The sequence below is a fragment of the Streptomyces murinus genome (assembly GCF_002154555.1).
GTDB lineage: Bacteria > Actinomycetota > Actinomycetes > Streptomycetales > Streptomycetaceae > Streptomyces > Streptomyces murinus.
Genome location: NZ_MUNF01000255.1, coordinates 27,758 through 46,832, shown reverse-complemented (window position 1 = coordinate 46,832; position 19,075 = coordinate 27,758). Strand labels below are relative to the sequence as shown.

Annotated in this window: 15 protein-coding genes; all 15 read left to right on the top strand. The window is 70.3% G+C overall.

Features of this window, described 5'->3' with window-relative positions; all coding sequences use genetic code 11:
- The first annotated feature begins 167 nt into the window (after positions 1-167).
- Positions 168-977: an Fpg/Nei family DNA glycosylase gene (locus tag CCN72_RS17185; RefSeq protein ID WP_086808279.1), complete on the top strand. Its 810-nt coding sequence runs from the start codon at positions 168-170 to the stop codon at positions 975-977.
- A gap of 125 nt (positions 978-1,102) precedes the next feature.
- A complete protein-coding gene (locus tag CCN72_RS17180) occupies positions 1,103-2,275 on the top strand; it encodes a PP2C family protein-serine/threonine phosphatase (RefSeq protein WP_086808278.1) in 1,173 nt (390 codons plus the stop codon).
- 165 nt (positions 2,276-2,440) lie between these two features.
- Positions 2,441-2,773, top strand: coding sequence for a hypothetical protein (locus tag CCN72_RS17175; RefSeq protein ID WP_086808277.1), 333 nt, complete (start codon positions 2,441-2,443; stop codon positions 2,771-2,773).
- A gap of 67 nt (positions 2,774-2,840) precedes the next feature.
- Complete coding sequence (locus tag CCN72_RS17170) at positions 2,841-3,155, top strand: pore-forming ESAT-6 family protein (protein WP_086808276.1); 315 nt, start codon at positions 2,841-2,843, stop codon at positions 3,153-3,155.
- A 46-nt stretch (positions 3,156-3,201) separates the two neighbouring features.
- The gene (locus CCN72_RS17165; RefSeq protein ID WP_086808275.1) at positions 3,202-3,618 is read left to right on the top strand and encodes a DUF6507 family protein; all 417 of its coding nucleotides are present in this window, start codon (positions 3,202-3,204) and stop codon (positions 3,616-3,618) included.
- Complete coding sequence (locus CCN72_RS39985; RefSeq protein WP_208638028.1) at positions 3,615-6,482, top strand: hypothetical protein; 2,868 nt, start codon at positions 3,615-3,617, stop codon at positions 6,480-6,482. Before CCN72_RS17165 ends, CCN72_RS39985 begins: the two co-directional genes overlap by 4 nt.
- 69 nt (positions 6,483-6,551) lie before the next feature.
- Positions 6,552-7,367, top strand: a complete 816-nt coding sequence (locus CCN72_RS17155; RefSeq protein WP_086808282.1) for an immunity 49 family protein — start codon at positions 6,552-6,554, stop codon at positions 7,365-7,367.
- A gap of 486 nt (positions 7,368-7,853) precedes the next feature.
- Entirely contained in the window at positions 7,854-9,080 is a 1,227-nt protein-coding gene (locus CCN72_RS40585; protein WP_244174270.1) for an Imm49 family immunity protein, read from the top strand.
- Between the two features lie 55 nt (positions 9,081-9,135).
- Positions 9,136-10,002, top strand: a complete 867-nt coding sequence (locus CCN72_RS17140) for an immunity 49 family protein (protein WP_208638027.1) — start codon at positions 9,136-9,138, stop codon at positions 10,000-10,002.
- Positions 10,003-10,170: 168 nt separating this feature from the next.
- Positions 10,171-10,680 carry an HD domain-containing protein gene (locus CCN72_RS17135; RefSeq protein WP_086808273.1) on the top strand — a complete coding sequence of 170 codons (510 nt, stop codon included), beginning with the start codon at positions 10,171-10,173 and terminating at the stop codon, positions 10,678-10,680.
- 56 nt (positions 10,681-10,736) lie between these two features.
- Positions 10,737-11,030 carry a hypothetical protein gene (locus tag CCN72_RS17130; RefSeq protein WP_086808272.1) on the top strand — a complete coding sequence of 98 codons (294 nt, stop codon included), beginning with the start codon at positions 10,737-10,739 and terminating at the stop codon, positions 11,028-11,030.
- 13 nt (positions 11,031-11,043) lie between these two features.
- Positions 11,044-12,399 carry a type VII secretion integral membrane protein EccD gene (eccD, locus tag CCN72_RS17125; RefSeq protein ID WP_086808271.1) on the top strand — a complete coding sequence of 452 codons (1,356 nt, stop codon included), beginning with the start codon at positions 11,044-11,046 and terminating at the stop codon, positions 12,397-12,399.
- Positions 12,400-12,424: 25 nt separating this feature from the next.
- Positions 12,425-13,588, top strand: a complete 1,164-nt coding sequence (locus CCN72_RS17120) for a MinD/ParA family ATP-binding protein (protein ID WP_086808270.1) — start codon at positions 12,425-12,427, stop codon at positions 13,586-13,588.
- 48 nt (positions 13,589-13,636) lie between these two features.
- A complete protein-coding gene (gene eccCa, locus CCN72_RS17115) occupies positions 13,637-17,614 on the top strand; it encodes a type VII secretion protein EccCa (protein WP_086808269.1) in 3,978 nt (1,325 codons plus the stop codon).
- A gap of 23 nt (positions 17,615-17,637) precedes the next feature.
- Positions 17,638-19,068: a DUF6177 family protein gene (locus CCN72_RS17110; protein ID WP_086808268.1), complete on the top strand. Its 1,431-nt coding sequence runs from the start codon at positions 17,638-17,640 to the stop codon at positions 19,066-19,068.
- The last annotated feature ends 7 nt before the right edge of the window (positions 19,069-19,075 follow it).

The window sequence follows — 19,075 nt, the reverse complement described above, 5'->3', positions numbered from 1 at the left end:
GGGTGGGCGCTGTGCGTGGCGGGGATCGCGCTGTGCGTGGCGGGGATCCGCCGGACGCGTCAGGGGCGACCGGGGAACGCGCCTAGGCTGAGGGGCGAGGGCCGCCCGCCAGTCGAGTGAGTCGAGTGGGCGGGCGGGAAGAGAAGAAGAGGAAAGGACGGCCCGCCTTGCCGGAAGGGCACACCATTCACCGGTTGGCGCAGGACTACGCCGCCCGCTTCCAGGGCACCGCCCCCCGCGTCACCAGCCCCCAGGGCAAGTTCTCCGACGCCGCCGCCCTCCTGGACCACGCCGAGCTGACCGCCACCGAGGCGCACGGCAAGCACCTGTTCCTGCGGTTCCGCGACAGCGACTGGGTCCACATCCACCTCGGCCTCTTCGGCAAGGTCGGCTTCGGCGACGCCCCCGCGCCCCCGCCCACCGACACCGTCCGGCTCCGGCTCGCGAACGACCTGTCGTACGTCGATCTGCGCGGCCCCACCACCTGCGCCCTGATCACCGACGACGAGAAACGCGCCGTCCACTCCCGCCTCGGCCCCGACCCGCTCAGACAGGACGCCGACCCGGCGGCGGCGTACCGGAGGATCAGCCGCAGCCGTACGACGATCGCCGCGCTGCTCATGGACCAGAAGATCGTGGCCGGCGTCGGCAACGTCTACCGCGCCGAGGTCCTCTTCCGGCATGGCATCGACCCCTACCGCGCGGGCCGCGACCTCACCCCCGCCGAATGGGACGCGATCTGGACCGACCTCGCCGCCCTGATGCGCGAGGGCGTGCGCGACAACCGGATCGACACCGTACGGCCGGAGCACACCCCCGAGGCCATGGGCCGCCCGCCCCGCGTGGACGACCACGGCGGCGAGGTCTATGTCTACCGCCGCGCCACCCAGCCCTGCCACATCTGCGGCGACCACATCCGCACCGCGGGGCTCGCCGCCCGCAACCTCTTCTGGTGCCCCACCTGCCAGAAGCACTGACACTCCTTCGGGTGGGTTTACGGAATTCCGGTGCCTGAGCGAACCTGTGAACCCGAGCCCCGCACGGGGGACAAGTAGGACCTCCCGTGCCAAGGGGCCGGTGCGATGGATAGGGTCCCGAACTAATGGCAGCAGGACGAGAGACGCGCGCGAAGGCCGACACGCTCACGGCCCGGTGGAAGATGCAGTGGCACCGGGCCCGCGTCGGGCTGCGCCGAAGCGCCGTCGACTACTTCCGCGGCGACGGCTCCGACTGGATCGCCTTCGCCGGACTCCTCCTGACCATCCCGGTCTTCGCCGCCCTGACCCTGTTCGACTCCGTGTGGTGCTCCCCGGCCATGCTCGTCCTGCCGATCGTCGCCGGCGGGCTGGTGCTGCGCCCGGCCAGCCTGCTCGGCCTGTACGCGACGGCGGCCACCGCGCTGATCGTGGAGTCGGTACGCCTCGGCCCGTACACCGAGGGCCCCTCGCGGGTCACCCCGGGCGTCGTCCTGGTGGTGGCCGCCTGCGGCTTCTTCGGCCTGCTCACCGCCCAGTTCCGCAGCCGCGTCGGCGTGCCCTGGCGGCGCGGCGGCACCATGCTGTTCGACCTGCGCGAGCGGATCCGGGTGCAGTCCACCCTGCCCAAGCTGCCTCAGGGCTGGCATCACGAGATGGCGCTGCGGCCCGCCGGCGGCCAGTCCTTCTCCGGCGACTTCGTGGTGGCCGCCCGCACCAACGGCGGCCGCACCCTGGAGGTCGTCCTCACCGACGTCTCCGGCAAGGGCATGGACGCCGGCTCCCGCGCCCTCCTGCTGTCCGGCGCCTTCGGCGGCCTGCTCGGCTCCCTGCCCCCGCACGCCTTCCTGCCCGCCGCCAACGGCTATCTGCTCCGCCAGGACTGGGACGAGGGCTTCGCCACCTCCATCCACCTCGTCCTGGACCTCGACTCCGGGGACTACGAGCTGTACTCCGCGGGCCATCCACCGGGCCTCCAGCTCAGCGCCGGCACCGGCCGCTGGGAGGAGAAGTCCGCCGAGGGCCCGCTCCTCGGCGTCTACGACGGCGCCCAGTTCGACTCCGTCAAGGGCTCGCTGCGCCCCGGTGACGTCCTGATGCTGTTCACCGACGGCTTGGTGGAGACCTCCGACCGCGACATCGTGGAAGGCATCGACCGCCTCACCGGCGAGGCCGACCGCTACGTCGCCGGCGGCTTCCACGGTGCCGCCTGGCACCTCATCGAGGCCGTCGCCAAGGACGTCAACGACGACCGGGCACTCCTCCTGATCTGCCGCGAGTCCGCCGCGCACGCCCGCTGACATCGGCCGCCGAAGCCGCTTCCCGCCAGGCCTTTGTCACGGAAATTCGCTGATCCTGTGACAGACCGGACCCTGGCTCGCCCGCTCACGCCCGGGAGTTCATAATCGTAGGCGGTATGTGACATGAGCGGCAGACGCCGTGGGAGCCCATACGGGGGAGGCGACATGAAGTTCGACATGGGTGCGCAGACACTCTCGACGCTGATGCGTGACTCGCGCGGTTCCAGCGAGGATCTGGGCACGCTGATCCGGCAGTTGGTGCAGGCGGCCGAGCCGTTGGAGGGGAAGTTCAACGGCGCGGGGCGTACGGCGTTCGACCAGTTCAAGGCGCACGCGGACGGCATCACGAAGGAGCTGAACGGCTCGCTGGCGGCGATCCTGGGCGGTCAGTCCGGGATGGAGGGCGCGTTCAGCTCGGGTGACCAGGAGCAGGGCGAGAACGCCAAGTCGCAGATGGGCGCCGCCAACTTCGACGCGGCGCGGTTCTCGGGCCGCTGAGCCGCACGCGTCCGGGTTGTTCTGAATTCTTCGAGACGTTCGGTCTCTTCACGGGGAGTGGTGTGTGATGGCGGGTTCTGGTGCGGATCGCCGGTCGTACGACACGGGGGCGTCGGCGGATGTGCAGGGGAATCTCGCGGGGGTGATCGCCCAGCTGGAGTCGGTGATCGCGGCGCGGGACAAGCAGGTGAAGAAGGCGATGGCGGACTTCACGGCCGATGGCGTGGCGGACGAGTACCACGGCAAGGAGCAGCGCTGGAACAACGCGTCGCAGGAGGTGCGCAACATCATCCACCTGCTGAAGACGACGATGGAGAAGAACGACTCGACGGCGCATTCGACCCTGGCGAAGGCCAAGTCGGCGGTCGACAACATCGGTTGACCGGTAGTCGGTTCACGGCGGTCACGGGGGCCACGGGGGGTTGGGTATGACGGGCTGGGATCTGCATCCGCAGGGCATCAGTCAGGTGCTGACGACGACGGGGAAGACGGCGTCGCATCTGGAGACGCAGGCCAAGGACTTCGGCACGCATCTCCAGTCGGCGGCGTCGAGCGCGGGCACGATCTGTGCGGGCGACGGCTCGGGCGGCTCCGGCGGTCAGGGCGGTCAGGGCGGCAAGGACGGCGGCAAGACGCAGGGCGGCCTCGTGGCGCTGGCGTTGTCGGAGTACGCCGAGCACGCGACCAAGGACCTTCAGTTCATCGCGGCGCGGGCCGGTAAGTCGTTGCAGGGCGCGGTGGACGCGACGACGGCCTACATGAACGGTGACGAGGCGATGGCGGCCCAGGCGCAGCGCAAGGCGTCCACGCCCGGGGTGAAGATGCCGGGGGTCGGCAAGCAGTGATCAAGCCGGAGGAAATACCCGAGTTCACCGGTGACCTGGAGCAGCTGGAGAAGGACTACGGCTCCCTGAAGAAGGACGCCGGGCAGATCCGTTCCACGGGCGCGGACGTCCATACGCAGTTCCAGGGCCTGTCGGCGTACTACAAGGCCCCCGAGGCGGATCAGCTGTTCGCCTCGACGAAGCCGGTGTCGGACCGGGCGGACACGTTCGGGACGGATCTGGAGACGGTGTCCTCGGCACTGTCGGGGTACGCGACGGAGATCCGGCCGCTGGTGGCGAAGCTGAAGCAGCTCAAGCACGACGCGCAGACGTTCGTCGACTCGGTCGAGGACGACGACGACTGGCAGTACGACGAGGACAAGGTCAAGAAGAACAACCAGCTGCGCGACGATGTCACGGCGACGGTCGCGGCGTTCTGGGCGGCGGAGCGCACCTGCCACAACAAGATCACGGCGCTGTGGCACGGCACGCAGATGATCGCCGGTGACGGCACCGACAAGAAGAACATGTACGGCTACAGCGCGTCCGACCTGAAGGGCGCGAAGGGGCTGCCGTGGGGCGATCCGGTGGAGCAGAAGCACCACTGGTACGACGTCGGGCACTGGGCGAAGTCGTTCGTCTGGGACGGCATCGTGGTGGACGGCATCTGGGGCACGGTCAAGGGTCTGGGCACCCTGGTCGGTGTCGACGGCTGGGACGCGATGAAGACGGCCTGGAAGGGCCTGGCACAGCTGGCCACGGGTCTGGCGTTCATGAGCAACCCTGTGCTGGCGGTGGCGTTCTGGGCCACGCCGGACAAGTACATGCCGTCGTGGCTGCGTGAGTCGCGCAACACGATGAAGCAGACCGGCAAGGCGTTGCTGGCGTGGGACGAGTGGGGCAAGAACCCCGCCCGCGCGGCCGGCGGGGTCACCTTCAACGTTCTCACCGCGGTCTTCACCGACGGCGCGGGCGCCGCGGCCGAGGGCGCGGGCAAGGCGGGCGCGGTGGCCAAGGCGATCTCGTTCGCGGGCAAGGCCGGCCGGGTCATCGACCCGATGACGTACGTCATGAAGGGCGCGGGCGCCGGCCTGTCGAAGATCGGCGACATCAGCAAGGCCCTCAAGGGCGCCGGGAAGATCGACATCCCCGAGCTCCCCGACAACGCCATCACCCTGCCCGAGGGCACCGTGCACCTGCCGGACGGCACGGTCCACCTTCCCGAGGGAGCCTCGATCCCCAAGGGCGCTGTCGAACTCCCCAACGGCAGCGTCCGGTTGCCGCACGACGCACCCCTGCATCCGGCGGGCACGGACCCCCTGCACACCCCCGAGGGCGAGCCCCCGCTGTTCGCCGACGAGCACGGCAACATCGTGGACCACAAGGGCGACGTCCTGATGCACCACGACGGCGGCCCCCCGGACATCACCAACCGGCCTCAGTCCGGCTCGGACGTCCCCCACACCCCGTCCCCGACCAAGGAACCGGCTTTGGTCGGCGCGGCCACCCACGGCGCGGACCGGGCCGGCGAGCACCTCCACCTGGGCAGCAGTCTCGACGACACGGGCCGTGCCGGCGAGAGCGTCCCGACGTCACCCGGCGTCCACGCGGGCGGCGACACCCCCGCCGTCCACGCGGGCGGCGACCGAATACCCGGCGGCAACGGCCTGGGCGACCACCTGCCGGGCGGCACAGCCGACCACCTCCCGGGCGGCCGGGCCGACGGCCATACGCCGACAAACAGCGTCGACACCCATGTCCCCGACGGTGGTGCGGGCGACGTGGCACATGTCACCACGCCGGGTGACCACCTTCCGGGCGGCCACACCGGCGAACCCCACACCCCCGGCCATGACCTGCCGGGCCATGGGGGCGACAACCACGTGCCGGGCCACGGCGGCGACCAGCACACCGGTTCGGGCGATGCCGGCGGGACCGGCCATGACGGCTTCGACCACGGGGACGGATCCGGCGATGACGTGCCCTCGACCGATCACCGAGCGGACGAGGGCACCGGGCATGGCCCTCACGAGCAGCACGAGCTGTCCGTTGAGGAGCGGAAGCGGATCCAGGACGAACATGTCTGGAAGGCGAACAACGACGAAGAGTGGCGTCAGGAGAACTACGACAAGCGAGGCCACCGGCTGGTCAAGAACAAGATCGTCGATGGCGTCGAGCTGCCGATCCTGAAGCAGAGGCCCGATGGCAGCTTCATCGCCAAGTACGCCATGCCCCATGGCCCGTCCGAAACGAGATTCGGCAGGACGCCACTCGGACGCGACACCGTTGACCATGCCCACCTGCCGGACCTCGACAAGGCAGCGAAGGATCGTTTTGCCGGGATCGAGCTCTCAAGGGCGGAGAAGGCCCATGAGGAGAACCCCTCCATCGCGACGGAGACGGCGCTCTCTGACGCACGGGATTCCTTCCACGCTCAGGTCGGCGACGTGTCGAACAACAGCAAATTGGGCGAGCGGCTCGGAGAAGCGGCGGCCCGGCACCACGTCATGCCGAACTTGTTCCCGGATGCCGAGTGGGTTGACGATCTGCCCAGGACATCCAACGGCGCCAATATGCTCGACGATCTGTACAAGCTCGGTGACGACGGGGGCTACGTCGCTGTCGAAGAAAAGGCGCCATCCGCCAGTCTGGAGTGGCGCGAGGGTGTCGGTGAGATGGCCCAGGGTATGAGAGTCAAGCAGGGCACCAAACCGTACCTGCATACTATTTTCACCCTGATGTGGAGGCGAGGCGGGAGAGACAGAGAGCTCGCCGAGGCCCTCTTCGACGCAATGGACGAGGGGAAGCTGCACTACGTGCTGGTGCAGGCGAAGGAAAACACCGGATCCTATGCTGGTTCCGTACTGGAGCATTTGAAGATATAGGGTAGGAGATTTTCAGTGGTAACGCGTGTTTCTCGTCATGACTTTCCGGTGGACGAGATTCGGAGGGACATGGAGTCGCTGGTCGCGAGCACGAAGCGGGTGATCGACCGGCTGGAGCGATCCGAGATGTCGCGCGCCCGGGCTCTGGAGGTCACGCTGACCGTGGCCAAGTGCCGCTGTGCGGAAGACCCGACTGCCGAGAAGTTCGGGACATGGGAAGCGTGGGTCACAGCCATGCAGGTCGGCTCCGCGCTGTTCACATCCGCGATCGGGTCCGAGGGGCCTGTCCCCTGCCGTATCGGAGTCGACGGCGAGGTCCGCCACCTTCCCGCCACCGGCCCGCAGTTCTACCTGAACGCGGGCTCGTGGATCACGTCGTGGTACCTGGCGACCATCTGCCGCGACAACGCTCGTCTTGCGCAACTGGCCGGTATTCCGTTGTCGTTCCTACGCCAGTCCGGTTCGGAGTTCGACGGGTACGTCTACGACTGGGTCGAGGCTCTCCAGAGCTTCTGGCACGGCCGGGCGGACGTCATGTGGGACAAGGTGGTCGCCGCTGTCAACGGGACCGACCCCGCCGTGGCACGGATCGCTGACAAAGATCTCCTCCTCAAGATTCTTTATCCGCCACTCGAACTCTTCCACCTGTACCAGCGCCAGGAGGCTCAACGGTTCAACGAGAGTCTGGTCAATGCCCTCAACTGGCACAAGGAGTACTGGACCGCCACTGAGGAGCGTGCCCAGAGCAGCGACGGCCTCGTGGCACTGGCCCCGCTCGCCCTTGCCTGCATGGCCCGGGACGCCGGCTTCCCCATCGATGTCGAATCCGAGTATCTCCCGAAAGAACTGCTGGAGTTCGGCTGGGTGGGCGAAGTAGATGCCTGAAAGATCAAGCATTTCAAGGCTGTGAGCCTGCGCGAGAAGGCATGGGAACCGAGACGGCGCATGCCTCGCTGACAGGAGCAAGCGCGTGCCATGATCTGATTCAGGGCCGGTTCTGCCATGGTTAGGACATGGAAAGGTTGGACCTGTGAGGGCCGAACTGCCATGGGTCGTATTGGATCGGTTGCGAAGCGTTTCATGGTATGGCGACTGGGACGTTCGACAGCTCACACCCGCCCTCTGACGCTGGTGATGCGCGAGTACATGCCCGCGCTGCCCCCCCCGTAGCGAAGAGGGATGACTTGGCCGACCTTCCGGATCCGTACGAGCCTTTGCTGCTCATGTATGAGCGCGGCGGCTATTCGATCGAGGAGTTCATCGACCTCTACGGAGTCATGATCCCGTACGGAAACTTCGAATCCAACCTCCATGCCGAGCCATTCCGCACCCTGGAGCCCAGCACGCTCGCGGACGGACAGCCCCTCCGGCATGGCCGCCCATGCAGCGTTGGCCATTCACTGCCTCGCCTACGGCGGTGGTATCCCGATTGAGGTGGAAACGGACTACTTGCCCGAGCGCCTGCTTGAACGCGGCTGGTTGGGCGAGTTCGGTGCGCACGGTTGTGAGTATCCGCAGCGCGAGACGGCCAACGGCTCGAGAAGGTTCGATCAGCTCCGGCGGGACAAGGACGGGCACCTCGTCATCGTCGAGGCAAAGAGTCCTGACGCGAGACTCGACTGGCGCCACGGCAACGGTTTACAAGACAGCGGAACCATAGCTAAAACAGGGGACCATGGAGTGCGCACTGTCTTCAGTACGCTGGGGCCGAGCTCAAGTATTTCAAGATTTTCTAAGGAGAACGCGTTGGCCGCGTTCATCGACCGCCCCCCTTTTCCAACGGGGAACGCGGAAAAAGGCATCGCCGTGCTCCAGCAGAACACCCAAAAGTTGATCGACGGTCTGGAGGCCGACTCCATCGACCTGGGTGACGCCGGGCGCATCACACTCACCCTGGCGCAGTCGCGCTGCCTCCTGGACCCGGAGGCAGCGATATACCCCACCTGGGACGCCTGGGTGACCGCGATGCAGATCGGTTCCGCGGTCTTTGCCGCCGCGGCTACCACCGAGGAGCACGTGCGGTGCCGCATCGCGCACAAGGATCGCGTCCTTCGGGCCACCGGTCCGCAGTGGTACGTGACTCCCGGCTCCTGGACAACCGCCTTCTACCTGGCCGCGATCTGCCGGGAAAGGGACAGGATCACCGCCCTGTGCCAGGTGCCGATGTCGCTGCTGCGGGAGAACAGCTCGCGCTGGGAGGAGTACCACTACGCGTGGATCGAGACCTTGCGGGCCTACTGGCTCGGAAGCCAGGGCCTCGGTGAGAAACTGGTCGCCGCGGTCGACGGCACCGACCCGAAAGCCGTCGCCGATCCGGAGACGGTGAGCAAGTTGCTGTACCCGCCGATGGAGATGTTCCACCGACTCATCCGCAAGGACCACGCAGGCTTCAACCAAGCCCTCGCCAACGCCCTCCAATGGCACAAGGAGTACTGGAGCGAGGAAAGCCGGACCTGCCAGGCCTCGGGCCTCGTCGCGCTCGCCCCACTCGCGATCGCCTGCTTCGCCTACGACGCCGGCATCGCCATCGAAGTCGAGTCCGACTACCTGCCCATCGCCCTCCTCGAACGCAACTGGTGCGGTGAGTTCCCCACGTAGAAAACGACACTGACCTTCCGTCTCGCGAAGCGGAGGCCGGATCCGAGGAGATCGAATGGTCACCCGCATCCCCCGCCATGAGTTCCGCACGGACAACGCGGGGGAACTCATGGCGCCGGTCGACAAGAACGCCAAGGACGTACTCGACCACGTCGAAACCTCGGAGGACGACCGCTATGACGCCCTGTCCGCCACGCTCGCCGTCGCCAAGTGGCGCTGTCTGACGAACCCGACGGCCGGTGAGTTTCCGACCTGGGAGGCGTGGGTCACGGCCATGCAGATCGGCTGCGGGCTCTTCGCCGCCGGTACGGCCGCCGAAGGGCCCGTGGCCTGCCGGGTCGGCAGCGAGGGCGGGGTGAAGAACCTCCCCGCCACCGGGCCCCAGGACTACCTCCACGCGGGTAACTGGCTCACCTCCTTCTACCTCGCGGTGATCTGCCGTGAGAACGGCCGGGTCGAGCAGCTGGCCCAGGTGCCGGTCTCCTTCCTGCGCGCGTCCGGTGCGGAGTTCGACGAGTACGTCTACGCCTGGGTGGAAACCCTCCAGAACCTCTGGTTCGGGCGGCGCGAGGTCTGGGACACCCTGGCCACCGCCATCGACGGCACGGCCCCCGAGGCCGCCCCGATCGCCGGGCAGGAACTCATGCTGAAGATCCTTTATCCGCCGCTCGAACTCTTCCACCACTATCTGCGGCGGGAGGCCGGGGAGTTCAACGCGACCCTGGCCGACGCCCTCACCTGGCACAAGGAGTACTGGGCGGCGAACGAGGCCCGGTCCCGCAGCGGTGAGGGCCTGGTCGCGCTCGCTCCGCTCGCCGTCGCGTGCATGGCCTACGACGCGGGCATGCCGGTCGACGTCGAGTCCGAGTACATTCCGCGGGCCCTGCTGCGGCGGTCCTGGGTCGGCGAGTACCAGACCTGAGCCGCGTGCCCCGCGCGCTCCCCGAGGGCGCGCCGCATACGCCTCAGCCTCCTGGGTATGCCGGATCCGCGGAGGATTCCCGGTTGCGTCCGTGAATCCGGGTGACCCGGCTGCGCCGCCCCCGCGTTCATGTTCTATCTTGCACGGGCAAAGTGAGGGGGACTCTGTATGCCGTACGACGGGCTGCCCGAGGCGCCGGGCATGACGCTCGCCGAGGTCGAGGCCGTCGCGTGTGCCGCGTACGCCGCGCAGCGGGACAAGGCCGGGCGCCCCTACGTCGAGCACCTACGAGCCGTCGCCGAGGGCGTACGGGCTCGCGGTGGTGACGATGAACTCATCGCCGCCGCCTGGCTGCACGACGCGGTCGAGGACGGCGTGCTCGGCGAGGAATGGCTGGCGGCCGCCCCGCTCACCCGGCGCACCAAGGACGTCGTACGGGCCGTGACCAAGCGGCCGGGCGAGGAGCCGCGGGCGTACGCGGAGCGGATCCTGGCCACCCCGGGCGCACTGCTGGTCAAGGCGGCCGACCTTGCGCACAACGCCGACCCGCGCCGACTGGCCGCCCTCGACGAGCCCACCGCACGGCGGCTGACCCGGAAGTACGCCGCCATGCGCCAGCATCTCGGCCTCACCTCCGACGGCGCCAGGGCCTCCGCCCCCACCACCTCCGACGACTGACCGACGATCGACGACCGACGATCGACCCAGAGAACACAGGCACGGGGACCAACTCAATGGCACGGGACTACGACAGCCAACTGCTGGAGTCGGTGGCGGTACGCCGGCGCCGGATGCGCGACGCCCTGCTGTTCGGCGCGCAGCGCGCCCGGCGCTCGACGGACGAACGGCTCGGCAAGGTGTTCGCGGGCATCGCCATCGCGGCCGTACTGTGCGCCGGCTGCGTCGGATGGTCCTTCCTCCAGGCCACTCTCGCCCAGCAGAAGCAGCAGCAACAACAGCAACAGCAGCAGTACGGCACCCCCTCCGCACAGCCGTCCTCGGCATCCTCGGCCTCGACTTCGCGATGATAGGTTCCGGTGAGTGGTGAGCACAGCAACGACGTCCCGAACGCAACTGAGCCGGGTCACGCTGGTCGGTGAGCGTCGACGTGCCGACATCGTTCTGCCGTCGGACACTCCGATCGGCCAACTGCTGCCCGACATACTCCAGGTGCTCGACGACCGGGCCGCCGCACGGCCCATGACCCGGCAACTGGTCACCTCCGACGGCTCGGTGCTGCCGCACGACGCCACGCTGTCGTCGGCCGAGGTGCCCGACGGTGCCGTGCTCCAACTGGTGCGCGCCCATGCCGCGCCGCCCGCGCCCGTCGTGCACGACGTCACCGACCAGGTCGCCGACGACCTCGATCTGCGCGCCTGGCGCTGGCGGCCCGCCGCCCGCCGGGCCAGTGCCGGGGTGGCCACCGTCCTGTTCACCGTGGCCGCGGCCCTGCTGGCCCGGCGCGAGTTCGCGCTCGAGTCCGTCGCCGTCGTACTCGCCGTCGTCACCGTCGTGTTCCTGGCGGCCGGCGCGCTCGTCGCGAGGATCGGCGACGGCAACCGGGGGCTCGCCACGGCGCTGCTGTTCGCCGCCGGGGGACTCGGAGTGCTCGCCGCCTGGACCGCCGCCGACGCCCACGGCTGGTCCGGACCGGCCCGGCTGGCCGGTGTCGCCGCGGCGCTGGTGCTCACCCTCGCGCTGCTCGCGTACTCCTCCCCGTTCGGCCGCGGCGCGCTCATCGGGGCGGGTGCCGGGGCCGGTATCACGCTGGTGTGGGAGGCGGTCGCCGCCGTGCAGGACCGGCCGGACCGGCTCGGCGCGGTGATGGCCGTGTTCTCCGTCGTACTGCTCGGACTGCTGCCCCGGCTCGCGCTGATGGCCTCCGGACTGACCGGACTCGACGACCGGCGCTCCGCGGGCGCGTCGGTCAGCCGTCACCAGGTCTCCAACGCGCTCGCCGCGACCCACCGCGGGCTCGCGCTGGCCACCATCGCCACCGTCGCCTCGGCCGCCGCCGGAGGCTGGCTGCTGACGTCGGCCGGGCGGCCGACGGTGTGGACGATCACCCTCACCTCGCTCACCGCCGTCGTACTGCTGTCCCGGGCCCGGGCCTTCCCGCTGGTCGCCGAGGTCGTGGCGCTGTTCGGCGCGGCCGCGCTGCTCGTCCTACGGCTCGCCGTGGAATGGACGGACCACGCGGGCGGCGCCGGCCCACTGGTCCTGCTGTGCGCTGCCGGCGCGCTCCCGCTGCTGGCTCTCGTGGCCCAGCCGGCCGAGCATGTGCGGGTGCGACTGCGGCGGGTCGGCGACCTGATCGAGTCCGTCGGCCTGATCGGGCTCTTCCCGCTCGCCGTCGGGGTGTTCGGCATATACGGGCAACTGCTCGACAAATTCTGAGGCCAGGGCAGGAGTGAAGGGCGACATGCCGAACGGGGACAACTGGCAGGGCGATGTGCTGCGGGAGCTGAGGGGCGGCGCGCCGCAGCAGCCCGTGCCGGAGCAGCCGCTACCGGGGGCCGCTGTCCCGGAGCAGCCGGGCAGACCCGTGCAGGGACCGGCGTACAGCCACCCACCGCAGCAGCCGCCCACCGATGCGCCGGCTCACCACCGGCAGCAGGAACACACCGCCCGGCAACAGCGGCCGGTCGATGCCGCGCGGCGCGCCACCCCCGACTCCCGGCCGGTGCTCGACAAACGGCTCGCGTCCGCCGCGCTCAAGCCACGCCATGGCGAGGCGTTCGCCGCGCGTGCCCTGCGTGCCGTACGCCGCACCGTCTCCTCCTCCGCGGCCCGCGAGGTCGCCGGTGCCGCCGCGACCGCCGAAGCGCTCCAGCAGGCCGTCACCACCGGCCGCCAGATCGCGGTGACATCCATCCGCGGTGGCTCGGGCAAGACGACCGTCACCGCGCTGCTGGGCGCCACCTACGCCCACTACCGCCAGGATCCGGTGCTCGTCGTCGAGGCCGACCCGGCGCTCGGCTCGCTGCCGCTGCGGGTCGGGGCCCAGGCGCTGCGCTGGACCACCGGCGACCTCGCCGGGCTGGTGGAACCGCAGATGTCGCTGCTCGACGTCACCGGATACCTGGTGCAACTCCCCGGCAACGCCTGGCTGTTGCCCGGCAGCCAGGGGCAGGTCGGCGCCATGCTCGACACCAAGGCCTACGAGCGGGTCATGGTGTCGCTGCGCCGCTACTTCGGGGTGACCGTCGTCGACTGCGAGACCCTGCCCGCCGAGGTCGCCCGTACCGCGCTGTCCGCGGCGCAGGCCCGGGTGCTCACCGTGCCCGCGACGTTGGAGGGCGTCGCCAGCACCCGTGCCGTCCTGGAATGGATGCGCAACCTGCCCCGGCACGTGCTGGCCTCCACCGTCGTCGTCCTCACCGAGGTCGCGCCGCACTCCGGCCTCGACCTCCGCAAGGCCACCGAGGAACTGACCGCGGCCGGGGCCACCGTGGCGGTCCTGCCCTACGACCGCCACCTCGCGGCCGGCGGCACCATCCGCACCGAACTCCTCGCCCGGGCCACCCGGGACGCCGTCGCCCGGCTGGCCGCGGAGGTCTTCCAGCTCTCCCAGAAGCAGCGCTGACCGTCCGACAGGAAGGGCCACGAGGAACTCGAGGACGAGGCAACGAAGATGAGCACCCGACTGATCCACCGCCCGGCACGCACCACCCGGCCGCCGGCCGCGCCCGAGCCGCGCACCATAGAGGCGCCGCCCAACCTGCCCGAGGGCAAGGCCGGTTCCGTGCTGCACTCGCTGCTGCCCATCGCCGGTGTCATGTCGTCCGTCGTGATGATGACCGTCGTGCGCAACAGCCAGTTCGCCGGGCTGGGCGCGATCATCCTCGTCGTCACCCTCACCGGCTCCCTCGCCATGGCCTTCTCCCAGCGCGGCAAGGCCCAGCGCACCCGCCGCACCCAGCGCGAGGCCTACCTCGCCTACTTGGAGGAACTGCGCGAACAACTGGCCGAGGAGGAACGCGAACGGCGCGCGAGCGCCCAGGTGCTCAATCCGCCGCCGGACGCGCTCTACGACATCGTGCGCGACCCCGCCCGCCTGTGGGAGCGGCGCCGCACGGACGGGGATTTTCTGCGGGTACGGGTCGGTACCGGCCGGATGCCGGTGCGCGATCTGAAGATCGCCCAGCAGGGCTCCTCCGTGCTCACCCCGCCCGACCGGTTCATGCTCAACGAGGCCTCCGCGCTGACCTCCCGCTTCGGCACCGGCTCCGAGCTGCCGCTCACCGTCCCGCTCGACCGCGTCGGCGACATCAGCGTCATCGGCCCGCGCGAGGACACCCTGCGCGTCGTGCGCGCGCTGTTCCTCCAGATCGCCGCCGCCCACGCGCCGGACGACGTGGCGCTGGCCGTCGCGGCACCCGGCGACCGGCTGGCCGACTGGGAGTGGGCCAAGTGGCTGCCGCACATGCTGGACCCCGAGCAGTTCGACGGCCCGGTCGCCGCCCGCCGTATCGCCCCCTCGCTGCCCCAGCTCGCCCGGCAGATCGGCGCCGAGCTGCGCCGCCGCGCCTCCTACGCGGCCGAGGTGCGCCGCGGCCTGTCCGACAAGGACGCCCTCGCCATGACCTCCCGGCTCCTCGTCGTCGCCGACGCGCACGGTGCGGACGCCGTCGACCTGCCGCGACCCGATGACGCGGTCGGTCTGCGGGACATGGGTGTCACCGTGCTGCACCTGCTCGACGAACGGGTGCAGGAGCCCGGCAGCGTCGGTGTGCGGATCACCGTCGACGGCGTCCGGATCCTCATCGAGGACCTGCGGGAGGACGAGCCGATCAGCGCCAACGGCACGGTCGACGAGGCCGGTACCGCGCTCGCCGAGGGGCTGGCCCGGATGCTCGCTCCGCTGCGGCTGTCCGCGGAGTCCCTGGTCGACGCCCCGCTGACCGGCCCGGTCGACTTCGCGGAACTGCTCGGCATCGACGACGTCGCCCGGCTCGACCTGGACCGGTTGTGGGCGCCGCGCGGTGAACGCGCCTTCCTGCGCGTCCCGATCGGCGTCGGCGACCGCCACGAACCCGTGCTCCTCGACCTCAAGGAGTCCTCCGAGCTGGGCATGGGCCCGCACGGCCTGTGCGTCGGCGCCACCGGCTCCGGCAAGTCCGAGCTGCTGCGCACCCTCGTCCTCGCGCTGGTCGCCACCCACCCGCCGGAGGATCTCGCGCTGGTCCTCGTCGACTACAAGGGCGGCGCCACCTTCGCCCCCTTCGCGGGCCTGCCGCATGTGGCCGGCGTGATCACCAACCTGGAGAACCAGGCCGGTCTGGTCGAACGCGTCCATGCCTCGCTCGCCGGCGAGGTCAAGCGGCGCCAGCAGGTGCTCAAGGAGGCGGGCAACGTCGCCGACATCGGCCACTACGCCGCCCTCCGCGCCGAGCGGCGACCCGATCTCGATCCGCTGCCGCACCTGTTCGTGGTGATCGACGAGTTCGGCGAACTGCTCACCGCCAAACCGGACTTCATCGACCTGTTCCTGTCCATCGGCCGCATCGGCCGCTCCATCGGCGTCCATCTGCTGCTGTCCAGCCAGCGCATCGAGGGCGGCAAGCTCAAGGGCCTGGACACCTATCTCTCGTACCGGCTCGGCCTGCGCACCTTCTCGGCCGACGAGTCCCGTACGGTCCTCGACACCACGGACGCCTTCCATCTGCCGCCGCTGCCCGGCTTCGGCTACCTCAAGGTCGACACCAGCCACTACGAGCGGTTCAAGGCGGGCTACGTCTCCGGCGGCTACCGCGGCCCCGTCCAGCGGGAGACCGAGGACACCGGGCCGCTCGCCCTGGAGTACCCGGCGTACAACTCGCTGGGCCAGGAGGAGAGCACCGGGGCCGAGGAGCCGCAGATGCGGCGCCGGGAGACCGGGCCGACCGAGATGGGCGTCATGGTCCGGCAGATCGAGGACTCCGGCACCGCTCCCGTGCGCCAGATCTGGCTGCCCCCGCTGCCCGACGCCGTCGCCCTCGACCAGGTCGCAGGACCCGTCGAGGTGGGCGCCCGCGGCATGCAGCTCGCTCGGCGCCGGGGTCCCCTCCAGGTCCCCCTGGGCATCCTGGACGACCCCACCCGGCAGTGGCAGGGCCAGTGGTACCTGGACCTCACGATGGCGGGCGGTCACGCGGCGGTCATCGGCGGCCCCCAGTCCGGCAAGACCACCCTGCTGCGCACCCTGGCCCTGTCCCTGGCACTCACCCACACCCCGCAGGAGGTCGGCGTCTACGGCCTCGACCTGGTCGGCGGCGGCCTCCAGGCGCTGTCCGTCCTGCCGCACGTGGGCGGGGTGGCCGGCCGGGCGGACCGGGAGCGGTGCGCCCGCACCATCGACTCCGTGCGCGGCATGCTGGACCAGCGCGAGGAACTGTTCCGTCTGCACAACGTGGACTCCCTGGAGCAGCTGCGGACCCTGCGCGCCGCGGGACGCGTCCCCGAGCTGGCCTCCACGGAGATCGTGCTGCTCATCGACGGCTTCGGCGCCCTGCGCGACGACTTCGAGGAACTCGACGACGCGGTCGGCGACATCCTCAGACGCGGCAGCGGCTACGGCATCCACGTGGTCGCCGGCATGCTCCGCTGGAACGATGTGCGCATAGCCGCCCAGTCCCAGTTCGGCACCCGGGTGGAACTGAGGCTGAACGACGCCGGCGAGTCCAGCATCGAGCGCAGGCTCGCCCAGACCCTCTCGCCCGAGGAGAAGGGCCGCGTCCTCACCGACGGCAAACTCTTCGCCCAGGTCGCCCTGCCCCGCGCCGACGGCGTCGCCGACACGGCCGACCTCGGCGCGGTCCTGGAGCGCACCGCCCGTACGATCCGCGCCACCTGGACCGGTGAGACGGCCCAGCCGGTCAGGGTGCTGCCGCACCTCCTGGAGCCGCACTTGCTGCCCGGACCGGCGGCCGAACCGCGCCGGGTCCCGATCGGCCTGGACCAGACCCAGCTGGCGCCGGTGCTGGTCGACCTGTTCCAGCACGACCAGCACCTGCTGATCATGGGCGACAGCGAGTGCGGCAAGACCAACCTGCTCAAGGTCGTCGCGGACGCCCTGATCGACCGCTACAGCGAGGACGAACTGGTCTTCGGCATCATGGACCCGCGGCGCGGGCTGCGCGGCGCCGTCCCGGAGGAGTACCGGGGCGGCTACGCCTACAACGCCAAGCTGTGCTCGGCCCTGTCCGCGGGCATCGCCACCGAACTGGAGAAGCGGATGCCCGACGAGAGCGAGGGCGGCGAGGACCTGGAACCGGGCAACTGGGGGTCGGGCCCGCGGATCGTGATCCTGGTCGACGACTACGACGTGCTCACCACCGCCGGACAGCAGCCGCTCGCGCCCTTCCTGCCGTACATTCCCTCGGCCCAGGACATCGGCCTGCACTTCGTCCTCACCCGCCGGGTCGCCGGCGCCTCCCGCGGCCTGTACGAGCCGCTGCTCCAGAGCCTGCGCGAGTCCGGTGCCTCGGCGCTGGTGATGGCGGGCGACCGCAGCGAAGGCCAGCTCTTCCCCGGTGTGTACGCGGGCCGGCAGCCGCCCGGTCGCGGTGTCCTGATCCGCAGGGGCGAGCCGAACCGGCTGATCCAGACCGTGTACGCGGGCAACAGGTAGACCAGGCAGAGGACGGAAAACCCATGACGAAGGACGTCGTCGCTCTCACCCGGAACATGCCCGACCCGCTCAGCGTGCTCGCGGCGCTGCTCGCCGGCGGCCCGGACGTGCTGGCGGGCGCTGAAGGGGACGGCGCGGTGGTGCAGCTCTGCGACGAGCAGGGCCGCCCCCTGGTCTCCGTCGAGGCACCCCTGCTGGTGCAGGTCAGGGGAGAGGCGCGGCGGCTGCTCGGGGCGAGCGAGCCGGAGGTGCCGTACTGGTGGACCGAGGCCCGCGCCACTACCGGCGTCAAGCAGGCCGAGGAACTCGCCGGGTCCTTCGCGGCCCGTATCGCCACCCTGGTCGGCGGCACCGCCTGGCCGCGGGAGGCAGCACGCTCGCTGGCGGTGGTCAAGACCGACGGGATACGCGCGGTGCCGACTCCGGCCGCGGCGCAGCCCGCCGTGGACGTGCTCACGGACCGGGTCGCCGTGGTGATCCAGGACCGTCCGGTGGTCGCGATGACCGCCTGGCTCTCGGATGCCTTCCGGGCCGTCGCCGAAGCCGAACTCGGCCTCCAGATCGTCACCCCCGCCGGCACGCGGCTGTCCCCGGCGGTCCGCAACAACCTGCCGGGCTGGCCCTCGCGCTGGGTGGTGCAGGACGAGAAGGACGGCTACTACGACGGCCTGTCCGGAGCGGTGCTGCACTGGGACAACGGCATGTTCGCGCCGGTCGCGTCCCCCGACCCGGAGGCCACACGGGAGGACCCCCGCACCCCGATGGCGGACTCGTTCGCCCCGACGACCGCGGATGACGGCGAACGCCAGCTGGCCGTGTCCTTCCGGGCGATCCACCCGGCGGACGAACGGCTCGTGCTCGGCGGCGCGCTGGAGGCCGTATGGCGTGAACTCACCGGTGAGCCGCCGGCCGGCTGGGGCACCGAGGAGCCCGCCAACCTGCCGTGGTCAACGCGCCAGTTGACGGATGTGGCGTACGAGCGTGCCCCCCGGCCGACCTGGCTGGTGGCCGTCGGCAGCCCGGAGCGCCCGGGGCTCGCGACGGTCCGGATCAGCCGTACCGAGGGCGGTGTCGAGGAGGACGTCACACTGGCGTTCGGCTACGGCCCGGGCGAGGAGATACCGACGGACACCGAGGTGATCCGGGCGGCCGAGGTCCTCGCCACCCGGCACGACCTCCAGTCGATGCTGGTCCAGGTCCGCCGGGCCCGCCGTGACCTGTCCGTACCCCCGCGCTTCGAGGGGCCCGGCGTCCCGTACGCCTTCGTCCTGGGTGCCGACGAGGTGCGGGAGATGCCCGGCGACCGGGCCCGGCGCACGCCGTTGCCCCAGCCGCCGCGCGAGCTGGGCCCGAAGCGCCGTCCGGCGTTGTACTACCCGTTCCCGGGCAACCCTTCGGACCTCTCGGGATGGGCGGACTTCGAGCGCCTGATGAGCCACCTCAAGGGGCTCTGAGGCGCCT

Coding starts and splice junctions, on each gene's coding strand:
- CCN72_RS17180 (WP_086808278.1), top strand. CDS start 1,103: ATGGCAGCAGGACGAGAGACGCGCGCGAAGGCCGACACGCTCACGGCC.
- CCN72_RS17175 (WP_086808277.1), top strand. CDS start 2,441: ATGAAGTTCGACATGGGTGCGCAGACACTCTCGACGCTGATGCGTGAC.
- CCN72_RS17170 (WP_086808276.1), top strand. CDS start 2,841: ATGGCGGGTTCTGGTGCGGATCGCCGGTCGTACGACACGGGGGCGTCG.
- CCN72_RS17165 (WP_086808275.1), top strand. CDS start 3,202: ATGACGGGCTGGGATCTGCATCCGCAGGGCATCAGTCAGGTGCTGACG.
- CCN72_RS17155 (WP_086808282.1), top strand. CDS start 6,552: ATGGAGTCGCTGGTCGCGAGCACGAAGCGGGTGATCGACCGGCTGGAG.
- CCN72_RS40585 (WP_244174270.1), top strand. CDS start 7,854: ATGGCCGCCCATGCAGCGTTGGCCATTCACTGCCTCGCCTACGGCGGT.
- CCN72_RS17140 (WP_208638027.1), top strand. CDS start 9,136: ATGGTCACCCGCATCCCCCGCCATGAGTTCCGCACGGACAACGCGGGG.
- CCN72_RS17135 (WP_086808273.1), top strand. CDS start 10,171: ATGCCGTACGACGGGCTGCCCGAGGCGCCGGGCATGACGCTCGCCGAG.
- CCN72_RS17130 (WP_086808272.1), top strand. CDS start 10,737: ATGGCACGGGACTACGACAGCCAACTGCTGGAGTCGGTGGCGGTACGC.
- CCN72_RS17120 (WP_086808270.1), top strand. CDS start 12,425: ATGCCGAACGGGGACAACTGGCAGGGCGATGTGCTGCGGGAGCTGAGG.
- eccCa (WP_086808269.1), top strand. CDS start 13,637: ATGAGCACCCGACTGATCCACCGCCCGGCACGCACCACCCGGCCGCCG.
- CCN72_RS17110 (WP_086808268.1), top strand. CDS start 17,638: ATGACGAAGGACGTCGTCGCTCTCACCCGGAACATGCCCGACCCGCTC.